Raw genomic sequence first — 22,262 nt, forward strand, 5'->3', positions numbered from 1 at the left:
TTTTCACCATATCGACGGTGAGGAGCCCGAACTTACGGGCGAGGACTTCGAGCAAGCCAAAAACCGGTCTCTGTTTCGGGGGGCGAGGGAGCCTTCGTGTCTGCTTCTGGGTCGGCCCGAGAGGGCGGGGAGTTTGGCAAAGGGTCGCCGGGAGCGCGAACTCACCACGACCACGATGGGCAGCCAAACTCTTTCGCCTTTGCCTGACGTCTAAAGGGCAGATTGTGCCGAGTTATCCGACGCACCTATATGCCGGTGATGGCTTTGGAACCTGCAGTTCGATCTGGTCCGACTGCGTCACGGCCAGCTCGCGACCAAATCGCAGGTTCGGTAGAGCGCGTGACCTTCCACAACGCGGACACGGGCTTCTGCGTTCTGCGGTTGAAGGTGAAAGGTCAGCGAGATCTCGTAACCCTCACCGGCCACGCAGCGGCAATCGGCGCCGGTGAGTATGTCGAGGCGACGGGCGTCTGGCTTAACGATCGCAATCATGGGCTGCAGTTCAAGGCGGATCAGGTCGAGGCAACGGTGCCGACGACGCTCAAGGGCCTGGAGAAGTATCTCGGCTCGGGCATGATCAAAGGCATCGGTCCGGTCTACGCGGCCAAGCTCGTTGCAGCGTTCCAGCACGACGTGTTCGAGATCATCGAAAACGACCCAAGACGGCTTCGCGAGGTGACCGGGATCGGTCCCGTCCGCGAGGCTAAGATCATCAGAAGCTGGAGCGACCAGCGCGTGATCCGCGAGATCATCGTCTGGCTGTACGGGCACGGCGTGAGCTCAGCGCGCGCGGTGAGGATATTCAAGACCTACGGTGACCAGGCAATCGCGACGATCAAGGCTGATCCGTACCAGCTCGCACACGACATCACCGGCATCGGGTTCAAAACTGCAGACGCGATCGCGGCGAGTATCGGCTATGGCAAGGAAGACCCGCGACGGGTTCGGGCTGGCGTCAGCTATGCGCTGACCAGCGCTATGGATGACGGCCATTGCGGCCTTCCCCGGGATGACCTGCTTCGATCGGGCGCAAAGCTTCTGGAAGTCGCCGAGCCGCTGATCCAGCGCGCGCTGGAGGGCGAACTTGCCTCAGGCGAGGTTCTCGCCGGGGTCACGGAAGGGCGTGAGGTCATGTTCCTGGCCGGGCTCTACCGCGCTGAGCAGTCGATCGCTGATCGGCTGCTCAGGTTGCGCGAAGGCTGTCTGCCTTGGCCCCCCATTGAGGCTGAGCTGGCAATCCCCTGGGTTGAGAGCAAGACGGGCCTGGATTTGTCACCTAGCCAGCGAGAGGCAATGCGCCTGGCGCTCGTGTCGAAGACCTGCGTCATCACCGGCGGGCCCGGTGTCGGCAAGACCACGCTGGTCAACTCGATCCTGAAAACGCTTGCCGCAAAGCGGGTGGTCATGGCGCTTGCAGCTCCGACCGGGCGTGCTGCCAAACGGCTGGCCGAGTCCAGCGGGATGGAAGCGATGACATTGCACCGACTGCTGGAGACAGACCCGGCAGAGGGTGGCTTCAAGCGCAATGAACATAACCCACTCGACTGCCAACTGCTCGTCATCGACGAGGCTAGTATGATCGACGTGATGCTCATGCATGCGACGCTAAAAGCGCTGCCGCCAAGCGCGGCGCTGCTCCTGGTCGGTGATGTGGACCAATTACCTTCGGTCGGCGCGGGCCAAGTGCTGAAAGACATAATCGGAAGCGGCGCCGTGCCGATCGTGCGGTTGACCGAAGTGTTCCGGCAGGCAGCCACCAGCCGTATCATCATCAACGCACACAGGATCAACGCCGGCGAAATGCCGGACCTGTCCGCCCGCGGCGAGGGCGACTTCTTCTACGTCGAGGCTGAGGAACCAGGCGATGTCGCGGAGAAGGTCGTAGATCTTGTCTCCCGACATATTCCGCGTCGCTTTGGCTTTGATCCCGCGCGCGACATCCAGGTCCTCGGACCGATGCAGCGAGGAGGAGCGGGCGCACGAGCGCTCAACACGCTGCTGCAGCAGCGCATCAACCCGCCTACCGACCAGTTCGTGGAGCGGTTTGGTCACCGGTATGGACCGGGAGACAAGGTGATGCACATCGTCAACGATCGGGAGCGCGACATCTACAACGGCGATCTCGGCGTCGTGACCCGGGTCGATCACGCAGAAGCCGAGCTGACGGCCACGTTCGGGCAAACCGAAGCGACCTTTGACTTTGGCGAGCTAGACGCTCTCCAGCTTGCCTACGCAACGACGATCCACAAGTCGCAAGGGTCGGAGTACCCGGTTGTAGTCCTGCCGCTCACGATGCAAGCCTACACCATGCTGGGGCGCGAGCTCATCTACACCGCCGTGACGCGCGCACGTAAGCTTCTGGTCCTAGTGGGATCGCGCAAAGCGCTCGCGATCGCCGTCAAACGACGACAGCCGCGTCGATGGTCGCTCCTCCGGGAGCGCCTTTCGAAATAGGATATCACCGCGGGCGAGTGGCGAGAGTTCCGGGCGAAGGCTAATGCTCTAACCATGGCTACGGCACCAGACGTTCACCCGATCGATGGTGCGCCTGATCTTGTACGGGATGTGGCGCGGCTCCGATTAACGGGTTGATTGACTTGATGCACCATGTCGCGGGAATATGAATCGAGAGGATCTACCGCGCACGCCCGCATCGCCGATCATCTGGCAGATTACCTTGGCGAACTGCTACCTTGGACTGGCGCAAGCCGCGAGTCCTGCTATCTCAAGCCGCATGACTGCCAAGCGGGCCATCGACAGCTTCACTGAGATCGCCACGTTGCGTATCGATCTGAAGGATAGTGATCCGCCAATTTGGCGCCTGGTCGAGGTCCCGACCTCTGTCACCCTCAAAGTCCTACACAATATCGTTCAGGTCACCATGGGCTGGCTGGATTACCATCTCTGGGAGTTCCGCATCGCCGGCACGTCCTATGGCTTGCCAACGGAGCAGGATTGGGGAACGGCACCGCGCAAGATAGCCGACCGCACCCGCCTGCGTGACGTCATCACGCCCGGCACCACGAGCATCGACTACATCTACGACTTTGGTGATAACTGGGAGCACCGGCTCATCATCAGCGACGTGCGCGCCGGTGATCCCGCTACCGCCTATCCCCGCTTCATCGACGGCGCACGCGACTGCCCGCCGGAGGACTGCGGCGGCCTCGCCGGGTTCCGCGATATGCTGGAAGCGCGCGCCGACGCCGATCACGCCGATCACGCCGCAATCAGCGATTGGCTCGACGAATATGATCCCGCCGACTTGGACGTGATTCCAATTCAGTTCGCCCTCGGTCGTATCGCCGCTCGGCGCAATGCCGCTGCAAAGCGCATCATCAAGCCCGCAAATGACTGACGGCCTCCGGCAGCCATTATTGGATTGATACTCGGCACGAGGATACCAAGCGTGCGATCCCGACCAACTGGTCTTCGGCGGAACAATGGGACGAGCTAGAGAATGGTCGTCCCGCTCGGAGCGCTTCGCTCGCGCCGTGGCGGACTCAGGCTCGGCAGCACGTCGGCTTAGGTTCCTACTGTGGCTTGTCGGGGACTGGCGCACCGAGCTTGGCCGCGATACGCGCGACTTCCTTGTCACTTGGCTCCTCCAGCAGTTCCTCGCCCGGCATCAGCGCATCATCCGGGATGCCGGGTGCGGTACCCGCGATCGGCTCGTCGATGGCCCGCTCGTTCGCGCCGTCAGTGATCTTCTCTCTGTCAGCCATGGTCGTCTCCTCTGTTGTGCTTCAAACGCACGAATAACGTTCGGGAGCCAAGTGTTCAGCGACGAACAGGCGCTACTGCTTGGACGCCGCGGCAATCACATCTACTGCGGCCGCAACCCGGCGCCAGTCCTGCGGATCGGCGATGTCGCGAAGAGTATCGACGAGCCGTGCGGCGAAATGCTCAACCTTGTCGTTGCCAAACTGCGCGACGATCAATGCGGCTTTCTCCCACACCTCGCGCTCCGCCATCATTGGCTGCTCAGGCATTAGAGTCGCCTTTGCGGGTAGGAAACACCGGTCCCCGCACAGTCATCTGGTCGGCCGGGTACGGCTTCTGCAACGCCAGCACGTCGTCATAGCTGCCCGTCAGCCATCGCTCGTGATCGTCGGGATGCAGGATCGTGATCATGGCTTTCGGGTGTATCGGTGCGACGAGTTCGTTCGGGTCGCACGTCAGCATCGCGAACCAGCGCTTTGCCCCCAGTTGCTGCCAGACGCCGGCTACTGCAAACACGTCCTGGTCAATGACATCGAACCACATCTCGCCCTTGATCGGCCGCCCTTCACCCACCTTGAAGCTTTCTGGCGTCCACTGGCAGAACTCGGCCAGCGGAATCAGGCATCGGCCTTCTGGTTTTTCTAACCGTGGTCGCCAGCGCTTCAGGTCGCGAACGTTCGTGATCGGATAGGCTGCGCCTTGGCCGAGGAGATCCCAGCTCATAACGTCGAGGCCGTTAGCCTTGCCGTCGCGCCGGATCACATAGGCCCGACCGCGCGGGAACAGTTCGACCGGGTTGAACCTGTTGTCCATCGGCTTGTCGGTTAGCCATCCTCCACCGAAGCGTTCGATCAGTGTTTCGGGCTCGCCGAGGTTGCGCGCGCGGTTGCACATCGCTCAGTTGCCGAGATTGCGGCGCTTGTTCTCGCCCAGGAGCGCTTCGGCTACGGCATTGCCGACGTCGCCGCCGGATTGCTGATACGCCTTCTCGAGGTCGGCATCCGAGGCATTGCGCAGGAGGTCGCGCACTTCGGCGCTGAACTCGTCAACTTCCTCAGCCGCAGCCTGAGCAGCGTCCTCGCTAGTCACGGCTGATTCCTCGCCAAGTGCCGGGGCGTGGGCCATCACGGCGTCTTGCTTGAAGACGTCGAACGCGTCCGCCGCTTCGTTACGCTCTTCGAGAGCGACTTCGAGCAGGGTGAAAAGGTCGAGCGGCGATGCGATGTTTTCCATGCGGTAGCCTACGCGCGGTCGGGTGGGTCGAGCAAACTGTTCCCATCAGCATCGACCAAGCCGAGATCGACCTGTTTCAGGAGGTCATGCCGATGGGTCATGCAGTATCTCGCCGCCAACATCGACTTCTTCGCATTGTCGATTGCGCGGTGATCGAAAACGACAAAAACCTAGCGACCTCGTAACAGCTGCGAAAGGGCGGCGAGGCCGCGGTAAAGCACATTGTGCAGGTGCGCGAAGGGACTGACTACCTCAGCTTAATTGACCGCGCAGACGGACGCGTCCGCGACGACGCTGGCAACCTTGCTGGCGCCGCGCTCGCCTTTGGGCAGTGCGAGGATCGCCGAGCCATCGAGCACGATATGGGTCGTTCGCCGCTCTCCGCGCGTCGCGCTGCAAGGAGGCATCGACCGAGGCATCGGGATGCTGAGCATACTGCTTGGCGATCGCCTGCGCCTTTGCCACGGCCTGATCTTCCGTACGCAGAATAACGCCATCAGGCGTTTCCTCAACAAGCACCGCTCCGCCGCCTTCAAGCCATAGACGTTTGCGAATGCCAAAATGGTGGTCCATGCTGCCACAGGACATGATGTGTACCTAGATGGTCATGGAGCGATATCTGGCGGTAGTGGCATTGTTAAGTCTCTATACCTTAAAACACGTCGAAGGGGGAGGAGCTCTGTCCGTGGCCAATCTACGCTATTTGCCACAATAGTTACTAGCGATAAGCCTGATTCCCATTAGCAACTTTGGCTGCTACGGCCGGTCGGTCAAAACGACAAAAGCGGGTGGAAAAATGCGGGAAGCGCACAGCGAAGCGGGCCGGGACGGCTCAGCGCGACGATCGGCGATCAGCCCGACGCCGTGGCGGTCCGGCGCGGCAATGACCGCCCTATCGGCGTCACCGGTGGCAGTGGCATGATGGACGATGATGGTCGCGATCGGCCAGACGGGCAGGCGATCGTGCGGCTGTCCGACGACCACGCACTGCAGCCCTGGCTTCCCGATCTTACCCATGAGGATCAGTCGCGCGTCGATGACTTCATCACCCGCGCCTCGGCCACCGCAACCTTGCGCGCCTACCGGTCCGACTGGCAGCTCTTTTGTACATGGTGCGACACGCGCGGCTACCGCGCGCTGCCCGCAACACCTGCCATTGTCGCGGCGTTCCTGAGCGAACTCGCGACGACCGGCAGCGCCTTTTCCAACGGACGCGCCCTGTCAAAGGCCTCAATCGGCCGGCGCCTGGCGGCGATCGTCTTTGCCCACCGCGCCGCAGAGCTTGAACCGCCCACCACACAGGCCGGCGCCGCAGCGCTCGAAAAGGTCATGCGCGGGATCCGTAATACCAAGCGTGGTGAGCGCCCCGCCAAGAAGCGGCCTGCCGACGGTGATGTGCTGCGCGATATGATGCGGACGATCACCGGCACGACCCTGCAGGACTACCGCGACCGCGCGCTGCTCAGCCTCGGCATGATGGGCGCGTTTCGGCGCTCAGAGCTGGTGGCGATCGAAGTCGCGCATATTTCTGAGGATCCGCGCGGTCTGATCATCCATATTCCCGTATCCAAAGGCGACCAGGAGGGCAGGGGGCAATCCGTCGCCATTCTCGATGGTCGGCGCATGGAGCCGGTACGGCATTATCGTGATTGGCTCGCGGTGGCGCAGATTACTGCCGGCCCGGTCTTTCGACGGCTGACGCCGCACGGTCGCGTGACGGCGCATGCGATCAGTCCACAGACTGTGGCCCTTGTCGTCAAGGCACGCGCCGCTGCGGCCGGCTATGATCCAACCCTCTTTGCCGGCCACAGCCTGCGCGCCGGGTTCCTGACCGAGGCGGGGCGGCAGGGCGCCAATCTGTTCAAGATGAAGGAGCATAGCCGACACAAGTCGCTGGAGATGCTCAGCGAATATGTGCGCGATCAGGAGGCTTTCCGGAACCACGCGGGCGAGGGGTTCGCCTAAGCGGCGTTGGATCGCGTGCAGCTTGTACACAGCAGGCATCTACCTGATTTCATCGCGCTACGTTGTACCGATTGAGGGCGAATTAGCGCCGGCGCCCTGTACCATCGCAGTATAGCCACCAGTCTGCTCGTGCTTTCGGGCACGCCTAGGCGTTCGACGGCACCTCTTAATTCAAGGGGAGGAATGTCCCCGTCGCGAAAGCCCGTGGATCGGGGCTAAGTGGCAGCGTCCCTTTGGCGAGAAAATGCGAGGCTTCCACGCCCAACAACCCATCGGGGCAAGCCGATCAATCGACTCTGTAGATACCCGCGCTGAGTAGGGGAGCGGGCACCTGGCTCACCTAAGTCCGAGCCATTCTAGCCACTCGCGCATTCCCGAAATTCCATCATCGTTGGGTAATTTCGGGAAAATCGATTTGGGAACAGATTTCGAGAAAATGGCTCAGACGCAGGACAATAGAAGCCCAGCTAGGTGTCAGAGTCTCTTGTGTGGTTCGTTTGTAGGAAGGCCCGCGCGGCTGGTATCGTCCAGACCCGGTCGTTCACGCTGGCGATCCGAGCTCCCGATAACAGCCATCCGTTCAGCGCGCTCAAGGGCACGGTAGAAATGGCAGCCGCCCTCACGCATTTATACCATCGACGCCGCTGGGTTATGACAGATATGCCGACGTGATGAGCCGTGATGTTCCGTCAACACCCCAAGATTTGAAGCACGATTTGGAGGTGGCACTCGAACTCGCGGATCAGCTCGGCCTCACGGTTGTCGGAGCGTTGCTAGCTTCAGCGATCGACGTGATCCCGATTGATAAACTTTAACGTGTGGACGCTGCGGCATGAAGCGCAGGCAATGATCGAGCGCGCGGAGGACCGGTTTGGCGTCTGGCCTGAACGGCTGGCAGCGGACACCGGTTATAGCTCGGCCGAGATGCTGGCGTGGGTTGTCCACGGACGCGACATCCACCCGCACGTCTTAGTGTTCGACAAGTAGGTCTGCCGCGACGGCAGCTTTGAGCCGGCAGACTTCGGCTATGACCTAGGCGACAAGATCTATGTCTGCCCTGCCGGCAACCGCAGGCGTCCCCGCAGCCGAAACTTCACGCAAGCACGCGGCAATGTTGGCTAGGAAGGCTTCATCCGATATCGGGCCGGCCACCAGGAAAGGACTGCGACCTGCGGCAACGTTGCACACCCAACACGCCGGCACGGAAGGTAACTAGGTTCATTTATGAGGGCGCACGCGATCTAGCGCGCGATATTGGCCGCTACCGACGCCTATCTGTCCGATTTCCACGACGTTTTGGCCGTTCGTGATGCCAAACTCACAATTTCTCTATCATTGGAGATGGCAAGATCGGATTGGTAGAAATCGGCCTCACCCGGGCTCCCGATAACGGCCATTCGTCCAGAATGATGATTCCCATTTTTCTATCTCCGAGCTACAATTTCTGGATAGAGAAGGCGGCTAAACTGACGTATTGGAGAATATACCTAGCAATACTAACTTAAATAACGAGCTTTTGGTCAATAGTCCTTACAAATTCGATGCCGACTCTGCCATCGACAACCCATCGAACGTTCCCGGATAGTATATGTCCATGACCCAGCTCAATCGATACAGCCGCGCCTAAGTTGGCGTTGTTAAGGGCAGAGCCTTCAATCATGACTCCGTTCGGCGAAACGTTGCGTACGATAATCTGAGTGCGGCTGCCATTATGCAGAAGCTGCGCCTTGCGGAGCACCTTCTCGCAAGGTGCGCGGCTGACCTTATAGCCGATTGCTTCTGCAGGACCACCATAGTCCGATAAACAGGCCATCACGTGTTCGATCTTCGCCGGCCGTCCAAAGACATAGCCCTGGATGTGACTGCAACCGAGTTCTCGTATGAACGCAATCTCGTCCTGCTGCTCCACGCCCTCCGCCGTGGTCTCCATCCCCAGCGCATCTGCCAGCGTGACGATCGCGCGGATGATGGCTGCGTTGCGGTTGCCTGCTACAATCGCACCGCGAATGAAGCTCTGGTCAATCTCAAGAATTTGGGGCAAAGTGGCAGCACCAGCGTCTAAGGACTGGCTGCATAGCTTCTGGCGTATATGACTGGAAATATAAGTGATATTCCCGTTGGAATCCGTCTCCCAAAACCATCCCGCTTCTTCTGCTTCAAACGCGTCCACAAGCCGAATCGACCGGGCCGCCTTTGTCGTAGGTAACGGTTCATCCGACCGGATGAGCTGGCGAAAATGGCGTAACATTGTCCTCTTGATAACATTCAACCATTAGCATTTCGTTCATATCAGTCAGCAACCCAACCCATTCTAATCCTTAACATACAGCGTTCTTCATCATTGTCGGAATGGCAGAAATCACCGCGGCATCCTGCCGCGACGATCAGAGGTAGCAAAGCGTGCTCCTTGACCGTGCAATTCTCGAAATAGTATCCAGACCGTGCGAAAACTCGCTGGGTGATTCCACAAGGTTGCTGACGGGCGTATGCTGTGGCCATGGCATACATCCAGGGTCATGCGCGCGACCAGGCGCTGCTGCTGCCGGCATCGGTAGAGGATTATGTGGCAGCGGATAGTCCGGTTCGGTTCATCGACGCGTTCGTTGATGACCTCGATCTGGGCGAGGCCGGTTTTCATCGGTCGCGGCCGAAGGCGACGGGGCGGCCAGGCTATGACCCGGGCGACATGCTCAAGCTGTACCTGTACGGCTATCTCAACCGGGTGCGGTCGAGCCGACGGCTGGAAGCCGAGGCGGCACGCAACCTCGAGCTGATCTGGCTGCTGCGTGGGCTTCGGCCAGACTACAAGACCATCGCTGACTTTCGTCGCGACAACCGGAGCGCCTTCAAGGCAGTGTTCCGCGCCTTCGTCGTCCTATGCCGCAAGCTCGACCTGTTCGGGCGCGAGCTGCTGGCGGTGGACGGCACGCGGCTGAAGGCGGTGAACAACCCGGCACGCAACTTCTCCCGTGACAAGCTGGCCAGGTATATTGCCGCGGCCGACGAGCGGCTTGAGGGGTATCTTGCCGAGATGGACGCCATCGACCGCGGCGAGGATGGCCATGGGCCTGGCCGCAGCGGGGCGCTGGCCGCAAAGATCGCCAGGGTGCGCGAGCGGCGTCAGGCCCAGGAGGCGATGCTGCACGAGCTGAACGCCAGCGGCGAGAGCCAGATATCGCTAACCGACCCCGATGCGCGCGCGATGGTCACGGGTCGAAAGACCACGGTGGGCTACAACGCGCAGGTAGCGGTGGATGCGAAACACAAGCTGATCGTCGAGCAGCACGTTACCAACGCCGGCACCGACATGGGTCTGCTGGCACCCACTGCTGGGGCGGCGAAAGACGCGCTAGGCGTCGAGCAGATCGATGTGGTCGCCGACATGGGCTATTACAAAGGCGAGGACATCGAAGCATGCGAGGCGAATGGTATCACACCCTTCGTCGCCCGGCCGAGACGGGGCAGCGCCATCGCCAATGGCCGTTTCTCTAAGGATCTCTTTTGCTACGATGCCGAGGCGGACGCGTACCACTGCCCGGGTGGCCGGACCCTCGACATCAGCTATCGCGCAGTGACGCGCGGCCACGCCAACATCCAATATTCCAACCCCGCCGCCTGTTCGGACTGCGCAATCAAGGTGAACTGTACCAGCAGTCGCTGGCGGCGCATCAACCGTTGGGAAAACGAGGCGGTGCTGGACCGCATGGCGGGGCGCTTGGTTGCGCGCCCTGATATTCTTGCCGTTCGCCGCGAGACGGTCGAACACCCGTTCGGCTCGATCAAGCAATGGATGAACCAGGGCGCATTCCTGATGCGCGGGCTGGAGAAGGTTCGCGCCGAGTTCAGTCTGACCGCGCTCGCCTACAATCTAAGAAGAGCCATTACCCTCATCGGCGTGCCGGGGTTGATCAGGGCCGTACAGGGCTGATCAAGCTCGCCAAATCTGCTGCGCAGCGCTCAATGGCCTCCCCTTGAAGCCACCACAGCGCCACCAGAGCGCCACCAGAGCGCCACCAGAGCGCCACCACGGCAGTAACTCAAAAATATTTGCGCCCAGCTCCACGGTTTAACAAAAGACGTCTGTGCCCATGTGACGGCGAGTTCTCGCACGGTCTGGATCGGATTTCGGGAATGTCCGAGTTGGAAGGAAAGCGGACTGGCGGCTTTTGAGCGCTCCAGCGGCGTAAGAAAACTCAGCCAGCAGGCGGTTGCTTGATTAATTGCTTTTTTAGAAAGAAACGAGCGTGGCCAACCGGGTGATCTTCCAGCGTACCAAACACCGAGTAACCGCACTTTTCATAGAAGCCGCGCGCCTGCCAAGAAAACGTATCGAGCCATACCCCTATGCACCCGCGCGAGATCGCAAGCGTCTCAGCTTCCTCCAGTAGTCTGCGCCCTGCGCCCGTGCCTCGTATATTCTCGGGAACAGAAAGGTATTCCACGAAAAGCCAGTTGTGAGCGGAACGCCCTATAAGGCCGCCGGACAGCGCTCCGTCATTGCCGGCCAAAGCGAGGACCATTTCCTCCGACTTACTGGGCGGCGCAAACCGTTGGTTGAAATCCGCGAGAGGTGCGAGAATAGCTGCCCGATCCTCTGGCGTTAGGGTGGCAGCTATCATGACTTTGTTGCTCATAAGCACATCCATACCGACGCGCACAGTAATGCCCACCCCCCCATTCCAATGCGCGTCCGGTTGTAGGTACGCAATCAGTAGCTCGAATGACCGACTTTGGGCGTTCTTGCCCGATCCGGAATTCTCGCGAGGGATGGTTCAATGAGACAGGTCGAGGCTTCTCAAAACCCGGACTAGCTCGTCACCCTTTCTATAAACCACCCACGGCACACATCTTTGATGCGGACCTTTCCTGCATCAACCAATGGCTGGATCAGCGCCTCTACGTCGGTGAGATCGCTCAAACCGAACGCTTCCCTGACCTCAATCGGCGAAATTAGCGGGTGGGGGTCTATCAGTTCACGCACACTATCCGTGGTCGCAATGGGAGGGACTGCCACCAGCTCACCGTCGGTTAGCGTCTCAAACGTTGTGATGAAGTCGGCGTAGGTTAAGGACGCCACCTGCAAGCAGCCTTTTGTCGCCATACTCAATGAGATAGGCCGGAAGTCCCGTGACGCCCAACGACCGTCGGAGGGTGAAATCCTTGTCCAACTCCGCTTGTGCGCTCCCATCGTCACGGTGCTGGATGAACGCCGCTGGAGCTAACCGCATGAACATCCCCACCCCGCCCGTCCTCCCCGATTTCGCGGGTGCGGTGGCCAAGGTCGACCACGCCAATCGGCACATCGCCGCGTTCGCGCAGGAGGCGGATCGCTACTTCGCCAAGCGGCCATACGAGGCTATCCAGACTCAGCACACCGACACAGGCAAGCCCGGATTTTATCTCTACGAAAGGTTTACCTTCCCGGATCGGCGGTTGGCGCTCTTCATCGGCGATGCCCTGCATAACCTGCGATCCGCGCTCGATCACCTCGCTTGCGCTTGCGCCTGCGCGATCGCGCACGGCGAGAACCCCGGCCACACGCAGTTTCCGATCCTTCTCAACACACTCAGGCTATCCCACGGCATTTCGCGCCAGGGACGAACGACGCGTACCATCTGAGGTGCGCTTGCGGATGCGACGATTAGGCGCCCGGGCGCCGGCTGAGCCCAATCGCTTCGGGGTCGACCTCGTCCGGTTCCCTCACATGGATTGCAAACGAGGCGGCCCCACCTGTCTCGTTGGCCTTTCGTTCCGACACCACGACGATGCGAGTTCGGCAGGGAGGCACTTGCACAACGGTTCGGTTAGATTTCGGGCTTTGCTATGAGGGCGTTCGCCCGTCATGAACGGCGGCACCATGTGCCTGTCCGCGCACATAGGCCCAAAAACAGAAACACCAGGTGAGGCGGAGCCTGACCTGGTGCCCTATAATTCTGTGTCGAGGACGCATAGCTTGCGCCAGTGGGGTCGCTTCGACTGCTATAGTTAGATAGGCGTAGACATGGCCGAAAGTCAAGTACCCTACCCCAATCTGCCTCAGCAGGTCGCAGCCATCCGAGCGTCGTTGTCGGAACCACGCTTTAGCAAATATCTCGGCTTGGGGGGCGGCAACGAGGGATATGCCTTGGCGCTGTATCTCTACAATGCGCGCCTCGCCAGATCGTTTATATACCCCCTTGGGGTGATAGAGGTAACGCTTCGTAACGCTATCGACGAGCTGTTAGTGGCTCGACACGGCCCTATGTGGCACGTCGATAGGGCTTTCGTTGACGCTGTGCTGATGCCTGAGGGACAATCGACCCTGCAGAAGGCGATCAATCGCGCGGGCATTGGTGCCTCACGCGGCCAAGTCATAGCCGAAATGACGTTCGATTTCTGGTCGAACCTCTTCCGACCGGAATATCATGATCTCTGGCGCACTGACCTCAACCTAATGTTGCCGAACCTGCCGCGTAAGACCGTTGCATCGCCCGGTATGTCTCGCCAAGACGTCCAGAACTTGGTGCGTAAGATCAACCACTTCCGCAACCGTATCGCACATCACGAGCCTATTTTGCACCTCGACATAAACGCGATGCTCGCGACGATCGTCGAGATGATCGGCTACCGCTGCGCCGAAACCGCGGCGTGGGTCAAACATCATTCGACGGTGAGCGCGGTGCTACGCACGCGTCCACGCGGCCCCGTAGCCGGCTTCGTCGCGCTCGGGACGAGGCTTGCACCCGACTTCATTGCCGTCACCGAGGCAACCATGCTCGACAGCGTCCTCGGTCAACTCGATCGCAAGGCGCAGGCCGCAATCTGCTTTGATGCGGCCAACAGACCGATCGCGGTATTCGGTGCTTTTGAGCTTCTGCGCTATCTCGCCGATGACGCAAAAGCGAACGCCGGACTGACCGCACCAGGCGAACGATCCGTGGCCGACCTGCTGGCGGTGACTAACGTCAGCAAGGCCTGGGTTTCGATGAACCAAAGCGAACCCTTCGGCGACGCGATCGAATTGCTGAAGCTGCCGAACATCAACGCCGTCATCGGTTTGGATGCAGCGGGAAAGGTGACGGGGATAATTCTGCGCGCGCATCGCCGCTACTGAGAATCCAGGACGATCGGACCGTTTATGCGAGGTCTGGCCCGCCCAGAATCACGCCTACCATCGTTAGCTCGGCTACATCTTCCGCCAGCAGCGGGATGCTGGATCGGCGGGCGATCCCCTCCACAATATCGCGGCCTACCGCCAGCGGGACATATCGATGAGGCGTAAATTTATCGGCTTCAGCCATCATCACTGCACCGTCGAAGTCGCGGTAATGATCGTGGCATGAGGCAATCGTGGTCATCAAAGTCGGCTCGACGATTTCCCCCGTCGCCAAGGTGATCCAAGCATGTACGTTTAGCCCCTCCCCCGATTTCAGATCAGCCATGCGGATACCGTGCGCTACCCATCGCATCACATCCTCCGCCGCGGGGTCGAATACTGCCGCCTCGCCTTTCCAGAGCTGGCCGAGCGTTACCCAAGCCGGACAGCCGGCAACTTCGGAAACGTAGGGCGCAAGAAAATGTGACCACTTCAGGCACTGACCGGCTGACCCACGCGCATCCGACAACCCTGCTGCGCCAAGGCTGCGCCGTATGAGTTCTTCGCTATGAAGTTCGACCGGTCGGGCACAAACAATCGGGGGGACGGCGAAGCCCAGGCTGCGCGTGAAACGCACAGCATCAATAAATTCGGATCGATAAACGCTATCCGAATTTCGGGTGCGCCAGGTATCGCGCCAATTGCGCAAAATATTTATCGGACGAATAATGCGAAAACTCCCTCACACATTGCCGGTATCACAGCTTCACGCCGAGTGGCGAGACGACCAGCGGCCGGTTGATGAGAACCGGGTGCGCCATCATCGCATCGAGCAGTGCGTCGTCGGACAGGGACGTGTCGCCCAGACCCAGCTCCGCATAGGGTGTGCCCTTCTCGCGGGCTGTCATGCCGGCGCGGTCGATCAGCTCGACCAGTAGCGCGCGTGCGGGCGGGGTCTTCAGATACTCGACCACATGCGGCTCAATGCCGGCATTGCGGATCATGGCGAGGGCGTTGCGCGACGTGCCGCACTCGGGGTTGTGATAGATGACGATATCGACGGCCACGGGGCGTCCTTTCAGCAGCAGGGAGCGAGTTCGGCGATGAGCGGCGCGGGCAGTTCCGCGTTGCCTGCGAAGCAGTCCTTGACGAGGAACAGCGTCAGCGCGCGCAGGCCGTCCAGATCGGCGCGGTAGATGATCGAGCGGCTATGGCGTTCGGACTGGACCAGTCCTGCACGGGCGAGAATGCCGAGGTGCGCGGACATGGTGTTTTGCGGCACGTCGAAATAGTCAGTCAATCAATCGCCATGCCGCTTTCTTCATTAGCATCCGGCGCTCCGCTGAGTTTCACGAGCCCCTCTTCCCGCAATTCCACCGCCGCGTTTTTGATAGCTTCTTCATCAAAGCCCGTTTGCACCTCGATATCTTGGCCGTCCATCGCGCCAGCTGCCCGCAGAAGCACCAGAAGCGTTTCCGCTTCACTCGATAACATTGAATTTCCTTCTTATTCGAAGACACCTGTTACGTGCCTGATTGGCGAAGGATACTGACCGAAATTTAACGGGCTTGCGACCACTAGGCTCCACTCCGCGCGCGGGAAACAAGTGTCCTTACGTTCTCCCGATATCCTTGCTGAGTCCTAGATTTTGCCCTAAGATCTTTAAGAGCCATTTCCTCGCCTTCGTCAAAGGAGGGATCCAGCCTTTTCAGGTCATCAATTATTATATTTCGAGAGGTAGGCACGATCATGGGCGCAAGAAACAAGGACTTAAAACCTGCTATTACTAGTTTCTTTTCACGTTCATCGCCCTCCTCAAAGCATCTTTCGAGAAGGTCCGAGACCGCTGAATAGCGCATCTCGGTCCAGTTAACCGGCATAAGGGGTAGCATTCGGTCCAACCGCAGTGAATGAACGACGAACCAAATTATTTCAGCTCGATCTGGTGTTTTAAAATTTCGACGTAGTATGATCCTGCTAGATAACGCCCCCAACACAGCACCTAGCCCAGAAAGGAGCGCGGCCAATGCTGTAAATAGGTCTTTAGTTTGTCTATTTGCGATGCTGCTAGGGTATTCTAGCACGCCCCTTGTGTCGTCGCTTCTGACGTTGAAAACCGGACTGCTGCCGCTCGCCGGAGTTCGGACCAGCATCGTCATAGCAGCACTTTCCCCTCTGAGGAGAGTTGGCACTGTCATCTTAACCGAACCACCCACCTTACTAACTGCAAGATCGTCACGTTCCGGCGACGAGCTAACGACTTGCTGGAATGTCCCGCCCTTGATGTGCCCGATTGCCTTGATACCTGAGATCTTAGTATCGCCAGCATTCGTAACGGTAACGTAGTAGATGCGATCTTCTACATTGCCAGACGGTAAAGCAGGACCCGTCACAATATAGTACGTGAGCTTTGCGTCTGGAGATGTTAGTGAGCTATAGATATTTGGCAAGAGGCTGAACAAGCCTGCGATAAGTGCTGGAGGTATGAGCAACGACCAGGGTCTAAAGCGCGAGTAGTCGGTCAGCCCGCTGGCTTCCCCTTGTGTTGTTGCCGTCACCCGTCGTCCCGATTCAATTAATTGCTTCAGCATCCTAGTGGTTATGGCTCCCACTCCAATAGCCGGGCTTTTGTTTTTTTGCGGCGCGACAGTCTTTTTTAGGTATGCCTTTCGCAGACCTACCAATAGTCGGTACTTTATACCTGTCTGAACGGCGTAAAAAGGACTGGACTAATAAGCACCACTTATAGCAGACTACCAATGCCCATGATCGACGGGGTCTACGCCAACTGAGGCCCAGCTCCTGATAGTCGCCAAGATCGGCGATTTGCAGCGATCGGCCTCCTCCCGGCTCATCATCACTAGCAATTCGGCGCCGTCATTCAGGCCGCTGGCATTGGCGGCGGTGACGGTGCCACCTTTCTTGAAGGCAGGCCGAATCCCAAAGATGCTATCGATTGTCACGCCGCTACGTATATTCGTCGTCGGCAATGATCGTATCACCCTTGCGGCCCTCGACGGTGACGGGTGCAATTTCGGCCTTGAACCGACCTGCAGCCCGGGCGGCCTCCGCCAGATTTTGCTAGCGAATGGAAAAAGCGTTCTGATCTGCGCGCGTCACCTGATATCGCTCGGCCAGATTCTCAGCCGTGATGCCCATCTGGTAGCCGTTGAAGGCGTCGGTCAGCCCATCCTTCACCATCGTGTCAATAAGGCTAAGGTCGCCCATTTTCTAACCGCTGCGGATCTGTTGGGCATGGACGGACATCGACATGGACTCTTGGCCGCCCGCGACAACAACAGTTGCATCGCCTGTCGCGATTGCCGGGCGGCAAGAGCAACTACACGCAGGCCTGACCCGCAAACCTGATTAACGACTCACGCAGGGATTTCCTTGGAACGCCCGCTGCCATCGCCGCTTGGCGGGCAGGGTTCTGGCCCTGCGCTGCAGTCAGCACCTGCCCCAGAATGACTTACGAAACGCCCTCCCCGAAACGCACGCCTGTTCGAGCGCAGCCTTGTTCGCAGTGCGGCCAAGCTCGTGTGCCGTAGTGGTTGCGAACACGCCAAGGAAGCTTCCGACTGGCGTGCGCTTTGCATCGGTGATGACGATACCGATCATGATGCGGTCCTATATCATTGGCGGCAGATGAAATGCGCTGTCGTGAAGCGCGCGACATGCTCGACCGTGACGCCTGGCGCACATTCCAGAAGTTCGAAGGGAGATCGGTGATCCGATCGCTTGAACACCGCGAGATCTGTCACGATCATGTCGACTACGTTCCTGCCAGTCAACGGCAACGTGCATTTGCGTATGAACTTCGGACTGCCGTCCTTAGCGGTATGGTCCATGACCACGATGATCTTTTTCACGCCTGCGACGAGATCCATCGCGCCACCCATGCCCTTGATCATCTTGCCGGGGATCATCCAGTTGGCGATGTCGCCGCCTTCGCTGACCTCCATCGCACCGAGCACTGTCAGGTCTATATGGCCGCCGCGGATCATCGCAAAACTGTCCGACGATCCGAAATAGGAGGAGCTTGGCAGTTCGGAGATCGTTTGCTTGCCGGCGTTGATCAGGTCGGGATCGACCTCGTCGTCATACGGAAATGGGCCGATACCCAGCATCCCGTTTTCCGACTGCAGCGTCACTGTGACGCCCACTGGGATATTATTAGCGACCAGAGTCGGGATACCGATCCCGAGGTTGACGTAGAAGCCGTCCTTTAATTCGCGCGCGGCGCGCGCGGCCATTTGATTGCGGTCCCAAGCCATTATGCGCCCTCCCTGTCGCGAACAGTGCGAAATTCGACTTTCTTGTCATACGGCGCACCCAGGATAAGCCGCTGCACATAGATGCCGGGCAAATGTATCGAATCCGGATCAAGGCTGCCGACCGGTACGATCTCCTCCACTTCAGCGACACACACCCTCCCCGCGGTTGCCATCGGCTGATTGAAGTTGCGTGCCGTCTTGCGAAAAATGAGGTTACCCATCTCATCGGCCTTCCAGCCCTTGATGATGGCAAGATCGGCGCGGATCCCGCGCTCGAGGATGTAGTCCTCGCCGTCAAAGCTCTTCACCTCTTTGCCGTTAGCTACCAGGGTGCCGACGCCGGTTTTAGTGTAGAAGCCGGGGATACCGGCGCCGCCCGCCCGGCAGCGCTCGGCGAGCGTGCCTTGTGGGCAGAACTCTACCTCGAGTTCGCCGCTTAGATATTGCCGTTCGAATTCCTTGTTCTCGCCAACGTAGGAGCTGATCATCTTTTTGACCTGGCGCGTCCGCAGCAACTTGCCGAGCCCCTCGCCGTCGATGCCGGCATTGTTGCTGGCTATCGTCAGGTTATTAACCCCCGACGCCTCGATTGCGTCAATCAGCCGTTCCGGAATACCGCAGAGCCCGAAGCCTCCGGCGCAAATCATCATTCCTTCGGTCAACAGCCCTTGAAGCGCGGAGGCTGCGTCAGAAAATAGCTTGTTCATCAGTTTCTCTTTCGATCGAGAAAGGCCAGGGTTCGATATGATCGAGCGCAAACCGGCGCGTGGTGTCCCGAATGGCTTCCGCCATCTCGCCCAATCCGGAATTCATCTCCGCCATCGCCGTCTCCTGCCGTCGTTGCAACGCATTTACGCGGTCATCAGCCGACGACAAAATTGAAAGAAACGGGGGGAAAGCATAGAAATCGTCTATGATAGACCGTCACCATCTACGCTATTTCCTCTGGGTGCTGGAAACCGGTAACTTCTCCAGAGCGGTGGCAGCCTGCAATGTATCGCAACCGATCCTTTCGGTCGGAATCTCCAAGCTCAAAAAGGTCTCGGCCAATCTCTCTTCGTTAGCACCAATCGCCGCGTGGAATTGACCGAAATTCAGAGACTGATTTGCACAAAACGGACTTTGCGCCCTGGCTACCGGTAGCTTTAAGGCTGCCGATTATTTGTGTAGGATGACGGCAATGAACCTTGGACTGTCCGGGCGGACGGCACTCATATGCGCTTCGTCGCGTGGGCTAGGGTTCGCCTGTGCAAGCGCGTTTGCGCGTGAGGGATGCCATGTACTCATCAACGGGCGCGATCCGGTCGCTTTGCGCGAGGCAAGCGCTATTATAGCTCTCCATGGTGGGAAAGTAACACCTGTGATTGCGGACGTCGGCAGCGCCGGGGGCCGCGCAGCACTGCTGGCCGCTGCCCCTGAGATTGATATTCTAGTGACGAACAATGGCGGGCCAAGGCCGGGGCGGTACGACCAGTGGGACGAAGACGCCTGGATCGCCGCGCTGAAGGCCAACATGCTCAGCGCCATCCTGTTGATCACTCAGGTCATCCCGGGCATGCGCGCGCGCCAGTTCGGGCGGATCGTCAACATTACGTCGGCGATGGTGAAGTCACCGCACCTGCCCATGGGACTGTCGACCGCGCCACGGGCGGGCCTGACCGCCTTTTCGAAGGCGCTGTCGCGCGAGGTGGCGTGCGACAACGTAACGATCAACAACCTGCTGCCCGAGCGGATCGAGACCGCCAGGCTGCAAGGCATGATCGCTCGTGTCGCGCGACACGAAAAGATCAGCAAGAACGAAGCCCGCGCCGACATGCTGCGGCCCGTACCCGCAGGCCGGTTCGGCACGCCCGAAGAGTTCGGCGACGCCTGTGCCTATCTTTGTTCCGCGCAGGCGGGCTATATCACCGGGCAGAATGTGCAGATCGACGGCGGCGCCTATGCGGGGCTGATATAGCGGAGCGTCGTCAGCCGCCGGGCTTGTGAAACGGCGCGGCGCGCTGCGTGATCGCGGAGATCTCGCGCCCCGCGTCGCTCGAGTCGTCGTCGCCGTAGACGCATTCGATCCGGTCGCGTTCGGCGATCATGGTGAGGTACAGCCCCGCGACGGCATCCGCGGCCGCGCGGTCCATGCGCGCGAGGACGGGGACGGTGCCGACATAGATGCCGCTGTCCTTCAGCTCTTCGCCGAGGCCGTAGACATAGTTGCGCAGCGCCGCCGATCCGAGGCCCATCGAGCCAAGCAGCTTCATCGGCAGCAGCGAGGACCGGCCGTTCGCGAACAGCAGGGCCCCCTCGCCGCGCAACTGCATGTCGGGTAGCACCTGCCGCACGGCGTTGATGGCGCCGATGGTGAGAAATTCGAACGCCAATCGCGCAACCTCTGCCGTCACCTGCGACGGTGACACGAACGCCATTGCGAGCGGGCTAAATTCGAGCACGTTGACCCGCCCGAATCGCGTTTTGATCGCCACGAATGCAGCCGCGAGCTGCGCCTCGTCGGTGAGATCCGCGACGAAGCCGGCAGCGTCAATGCCGTCGACCGCCAGTTCGTTGATCAACGCGTCGAGCGCGGTCTGTCGCCGGGCGATCAGCGCCACCGCATAGCCCCGCGCGCCGAATGCGCGCGCGACCGATAGGCCAAGCATGGGCCCGGCTCCAACGATGGCGATCGTCTGTTTCATGCAACATCCCAGACGACATGAACCGAATCTGGCCCGCGCAGGCCGACGCCCTTGACCCGAGGCGCGGGCATGTCGGGATCGAACCGGACGTTCGGCAGCAGGTCGAACACTGCATTGACCGCGGCTTCGATCTCCGCCTTCGCGACGAAGAGCCCGATGCACATGTGCACGCCGTAGCCAAAGCCGAAGCTGGGCTTGGGCCGGCGATCGATGTCGAACGTGTCGGGATTGTCGAAGACGTCCGGATCGCGATTGGCGGTCTGGATCACCATCGACACGATCGAGCCCTTGGGGATTGCGACTCCGCCAATCTCGACGTCGCGCGCGGCTTCGCGCGCCTTGAAGGTCGCGACCGGTTCGAACCGGACTGCTTCGTCGATCGCCTTGCCGATCAATTTGCGATCCGCACGGACGCGGGCGAGCAGCTCGGGACGTTCCAGCAGCAGGATCATCAGGCTGCCGAACGTCCGCGTCGTGGTTTCTGCCGCCGCGGGCAGCAGCATGCGCACGAAATCCGTCACTTGCTCGTCGGACAGGGTCGTCCCTTCATACTCGGTGCGCAGCAGACGTCCGATGAGGTCGTTACCCCCTGAACCCTCGCCGCGGCGCTTCTCTACCAGCGGCTTCACATGGTCGTGGAGCGCCTGCGATGCCGCGAGCGCCTCGGTACGGGCGCGCATCGCGTCCTCGGGGTCGCGCTTCGGGCCGGACAGTATCTTGAGCGCCATCGTGGCGAACACCTCCATGCCTGCGGGATCGTCGGGAAAGCCGAGAATGGCGTAGATCACGCGCACCGGAAATCCGAGGCCGACGTCCTTGATCAGATCCGCCTTGCCGTGCGGCACCAGCGGCCCGATAAATTCGTTACGGATGACCGGCTCGATCAACGATTCGCGCCATTCCTTGAGGACCGGAGGCATGAAGCACGGCTGCAGCAGCGCGCGCATACGGCGGTGATAGGCGCCGTCCATCGCGGTCAGCATGAACGTGCCCATGAAACTGCCGAGCCCCTCGCCAATCAGGCTGCTCGTGAAGGAATCCTGGTCGCGCAGCACCGCACCGATATCGGCGTGGCGGAACAGCGTGTAGACCGGCCGCCCCTTCGCGTTGCCGAAGATCGACGGAACGCCCAGCTCCTCGAGGATATCGCCCTTCATCACTGGCGTCTCTCGCATGCGTTCGCGATAGAAGGGCAACGGATCCTCGAGCGTCCCGCCGAAATTGTCGCTCACGGACTGGAAGCTCTTCGCCATCGCACGCGCGTCCTGTGGGTCCATTGCGGTAGCCATCGAATCTCTCCTGGAG

General features: G+C 60.0%; 25 protein-coding genes and 4 pseudogenes. 10 read left to right on the forward strand and 19 right to left on the reverse strand.

From position 1 onward, the window contains the following. Window positions 1–258: 258 nt before the first annotated feature. Window positions 259–2,454 (forward strand): SF1B family DNA helicase RecD2, encoded by a 2,196-nt coding sequence (recD2, locus tag AC1MLZ_RS24110; protein WP_480962466.1) that lies wholly within the window; start codon window positions 259–261, stop codon window positions 2,452–2,454. 280 nt (window positions 2,455–2,734) lie between these two features. Then, on the forward strand, window positions 2,735–3,358 hold the full coding sequence (locus tag AC1MLZ_RS24115; protein WP_480962361.1) for a plasmid pRiA4b ORF-3 family protein: 624 nt from the start codon (window positions 2,735–2,737) through the stop codon (window positions 3,356–3,358). A 175-nt stretch (window positions 3,359–3,533) separates the two neighbouring features. Here the strand turns inward: AC1MLZ_RS24115 and AC1MLZ_RS24120 are convergent, their stop codons facing one another. The 5 genes and pseudogenes from AC1MLZ_RS24120 to AC1MLZ_RS24140 all read right to left on the reverse strand — a co-directional run. Further along, on the reverse strand, window positions 3,534–3,725 hold the full coding sequence (locus AC1MLZ_RS24120; RefSeq protein WP_480962362.1) for a hypothetical protein: 192 nt from the start codon (window positions 3,723–3,725) through the stop codon (window positions 3,534–3,536). Window positions 3,726–3,797: 72 nt separating this feature from the next. Continuing rightward, window positions 3,798–3,992: a hypothetical protein gene (locus AC1MLZ_RS24125; protein ID WP_480962363.1), complete on the reverse strand. Its 195-nt coding sequence runs from the start codon at window positions 3,990–3,992 to the stop codon at window positions 3,798–3,800. Further along, complete coding sequence (locus AC1MLZ_RS24130; RefSeq protein ID WP_480962364.1) at window positions 3,985–4,617, reverse strand: SOS response-associated peptidase family protein; 633 nt, start codon at window positions 4,615–4,617, stop codon at window positions 3,985–3,987. Before AC1MLZ_RS24130 ends, AC1MLZ_RS24125 begins: the two co-directional genes overlap by 8 nt. Before the next feature lie 3 nt (window positions 4,618–4,620). Next, window positions 4,621–4,956 carry a hypothetical protein gene (locus tag AC1MLZ_RS24135; RefSeq protein ID WP_480962365.1) on the reverse strand — a complete coding sequence of 112 codons (336 nt, stop codon included), beginning with the start codon at window positions 4,954–4,956 and terminating at the stop codon, window positions 4,621–4,623. Window positions 4,957–5,326: 370 nt separating this feature from the next. Next, window positions 5,327–5,544: pseudogene (locus AC1MLZ_RS24140) on the reverse strand (AbrB family transcriptional regulator); the annotation flags it as partial. Window positions 5,545–5,874: 330 nt separating this feature from the next. Here AC1MLZ_RS24140 and AC1MLZ_RS24145 point away from each other — a divergent pair. From AC1MLZ_RS24145 to AC1MLZ_RS24155, 3 genes are all read left to right on the forward strand, one after another. Further along, window positions 5,875–6,921 (forward strand): site-specific integrase, encoded by a 1,047-nt coding sequence (locus AC1MLZ_RS24145; protein ID WP_480962366.1) that lies wholly within the window; start codon window positions 5,875–5,877, stop codon window positions 6,919–6,921. A 671-nt stretch (window positions 6,922–7,592) separates the two neighbouring features. Next, complete coding sequence (locus tag AC1MLZ_RS24150; protein ID WP_480962367.1) at window positions 7,593–7,736, forward strand: hypothetical protein; 144 nt, start codon at window positions 7,593–7,595, stop codon at window positions 7,734–7,736. After that, window positions 7,723–7,908, forward strand: a complete 186-nt coding sequence (locus AC1MLZ_RS24155) for a hypothetical protein (protein ID WP_480962368.1) — start codon at window positions 7,723–7,725, stop codon at window positions 7,906–7,908. The genes AC1MLZ_RS24150 and AC1MLZ_RS24155 overlap by 14 nt, the downstream gene beginning before the upstream one ends. A gap of 514 nt (window positions 7,909–8,422) precedes the next feature. Here the strand turns inward: AC1MLZ_RS24155 and AC1MLZ_RS24160 are convergent. After that, complete coding sequence (locus tag AC1MLZ_RS24160; RefSeq protein WP_480962369.1) at window positions 8,423–9,169, reverse strand: EAL domain-containing protein; 747 nt, start codon at window positions 9,167–9,169, stop codon at window positions 8,423–8,425. A 249-nt stretch (window positions 9,170–9,418) separates the two neighbouring features. Between AC1MLZ_RS24160 and AC1MLZ_RS24165 the strand changes: the two genes are divergently transcribed. After that, complete coding sequence (locus AC1MLZ_RS24165) at window positions 9,419–10,849, forward strand: IS1182 family transposase (RefSeq protein WP_480958275.1); 1,431 nt, start codon at window positions 9,419–9,421, stop codon at window positions 10,847–10,849. Between the two features lie 265 nt (window positions 10,850–11,114). Here the strand turns inward: AC1MLZ_RS24165 and AC1MLZ_RS24170 are convergent, their stop codons facing one another. Further along, the gene (locus AC1MLZ_RS24170) at window positions 11,115–11,555 is read right to left on the reverse strand and encodes a GNAT family N-acetyltransferase (protein ID WP_480962370.1); all 441 of its coding nucleotides are present in this window, start codon (window positions 11,553–11,555) and stop codon (window positions 11,115–11,117) included. A gap of 173 nt (window positions 11,556–11,728) precedes the next feature. Further along, on the reverse strand, window positions 11,729–12,022 hold the full coding sequence (locus AC1MLZ_RS24175; protein WP_480962371.1) for a hypothetical protein: 294 nt from the start codon (window positions 12,020–12,022) through the stop codon (window positions 11,729–11,731). A gap of 125 nt (window positions 12,023–12,147) precedes the next feature. Between AC1MLZ_RS24175 and AC1MLZ_RS24180 the strand changes: the two genes are divergently transcribed. Continuing rightward, window positions 12,148–12,540: a hypothetical protein gene (locus AC1MLZ_RS24180; protein ID WP_480962372.1), complete on the forward strand. Its 393-nt coding sequence runs from the start codon at window positions 12,148–12,150 to the stop codon at window positions 12,538–12,540. 382 nt (window positions 12,541–12,922) lie between these two features. Beyond that, entirely contained in the window at window positions 12,923–14,014 is a 1,092-nt protein-coding gene (locus AC1MLZ_RS24185; RefSeq protein ID WP_480962373.1) for an Abi family protein, read from the forward strand. 22 nt (window positions 14,015–14,036) lie between these two features. Here AC1MLZ_RS24185 and AC1MLZ_RS24190 read toward each other — a convergent pair whose 3' ends face one another. The 9 genes and pseudogenes from AC1MLZ_RS24190 to AC1MLZ_RS24230 form a co-directional block, all read right to left on the reverse strand. Continuing rightward, window positions 14,037–14,633: a hypothetical protein gene (locus tag AC1MLZ_RS24190; RefSeq protein ID WP_480962374.1), complete on the reverse strand. Its 597-nt coding sequence runs from the start codon at window positions 14,631–14,633 to the stop codon at window positions 14,037–14,039. 124 nt (window positions 14,634–14,757) lie between these two features. Continuing rightward, window positions 14,758–15,063, reverse strand: a pseudogene (gene arsC / locus AC1MLZ_RS24195) (arsenate reductase (glutaredoxin)); the annotation flags it as partial. Between the two features lie 11 nt (window positions 15,064–15,074). Continuing rightward, window positions 15,075–15,296, reverse strand: a complete 222-nt coding sequence (locus AC1MLZ_RS24200; protein ID WP_480962375.1) for an ArsR/SmtB family transcription factor — start codon at window positions 15,294–15,296, stop codon at window positions 15,075–15,077. After that, window positions 15,293–15,490 carry a hypothetical protein gene (locus tag AC1MLZ_RS24205; RefSeq protein ID WP_480962376.1) on the reverse strand — a complete coding sequence of 66 codons (198 nt, stop codon included), beginning with the start codon at window positions 15,488–15,490 and terminating at the stop codon, window positions 15,293–15,295. Before AC1MLZ_RS24205 ends, AC1MLZ_RS24200 begins: the two co-directional genes overlap by 4 nt. A gap of 83 nt (window positions 15,491–15,573) precedes the next feature. After that, the gene (locus tag AC1MLZ_RS24210) at window positions 15,574–16,554 is read right to left on the reverse strand and encodes a hypothetical protein (RefSeq protein WP_480962377.1); all 981 of its coding nucleotides are present in this window, start codon (window positions 16,552–16,554) and stop codon (window positions 15,574–15,576) included. Window positions 16,555–16,751: 197 nt separating this feature from the next. After that, window positions 16,752–17,617, reverse strand: a pseudogene (locus tag AC1MLZ_RS24215) (acetyl-CoA C-acyltransferase); the annotation flags it as partial. Between the two features lie 14 nt (window positions 17,618–17,631). Then, on the reverse strand, window positions 17,632–18,273 hold the full coding sequence (locus AC1MLZ_RS24220) for a 3-oxoacid CoA-transferase subunit B (RefSeq protein WP_480962378.1): 642 nt from the start codon (window positions 18,271–18,273) through the stop codon (window positions 17,632–17,634). Next, on the reverse strand, window positions 18,273–18,980 hold the full coding sequence (locus AC1MLZ_RS24225; RefSeq protein ID WP_480962379.1) for a CoA transferase subunit A: 708 nt from the start codon (window positions 18,978–18,980) through the stop codon (window positions 18,273–18,275). The genes AC1MLZ_RS24220 and AC1MLZ_RS24225 overlap by 1 nt, the downstream gene beginning before the upstream one ends. Then, window positions 18,961–19,095, reverse strand: coding sequence for a hypothetical protein (locus tag AC1MLZ_RS24230; RefSeq protein WP_480962380.1), 135 nt, complete (start codon window positions 19,093–19,095; stop codon window positions 18,961–18,963). Before AC1MLZ_RS24230 ends, AC1MLZ_RS24225 begins: the two co-directional genes overlap by 20 nt. A gap of 91 nt (window positions 19,096–19,186) precedes the next feature. On the opposite strand from AC1MLZ_RS24230, the pseudogene AC1MLZ_RS24235 reads away from it, so the two are divergent. Both AC1MLZ_RS24235 and AC1MLZ_RS24240 read left to right on the forward strand, forming a co-directional pair. Next, window positions 19,187–19,362 (forward strand): annotated as a pseudogene (locus AC1MLZ_RS24235) (helix-turn-helix domain-containing protein); the annotation flags it as partial. Window positions 19,363–19,453: 91 nt separating this feature from the next. Continuing rightward, entirely contained in the window at window positions 19,454–20,230 is a 777-nt protein-coding gene (locus tag AC1MLZ_RS24240; RefSeq protein ID WP_480962381.1) for an SDR family oxidoreductase, read from the forward strand. A gap of 10 nt (window positions 20,231–20,240) precedes the next feature. On the opposite strand, the gene AC1MLZ_RS24245 is transcribed toward AC1MLZ_RS24240, so the two are convergent. Together AC1MLZ_RS24245 and AC1MLZ_RS24250 are read right to left on the reverse strand one after the other, a co-directional pair. Further along, the gene (locus tag AC1MLZ_RS24245) at window positions 20,241–20,957 is read right to left on the reverse strand and encodes an SDR family NAD(P)-dependent oxidoreductase (RefSeq protein ID WP_480962382.1); all 717 of its coding nucleotides are present in this window, start codon (window positions 20,955–20,957) and stop codon (window positions 20,241–20,243) included. Beyond that, the gene (locus tag AC1MLZ_RS24250; protein WP_480962383.1) at window positions 20,954–22,246 is read right to left on the reverse strand and encodes a cytochrome P450; all 1,293 of its coding nucleotides are present in this window, start codon (window positions 22,244–22,246) and stop codon (window positions 20,954–20,956) included. Before AC1MLZ_RS24250 ends, AC1MLZ_RS24245 begins: the two co-directional genes overlap by 4 nt. Between the last annotated feature and the right edge of the window lie 16 nt (window positions 22,247–22,262).

This window comes from Sphingomonas sp. PEI4, from assembly GCF_056679955.1.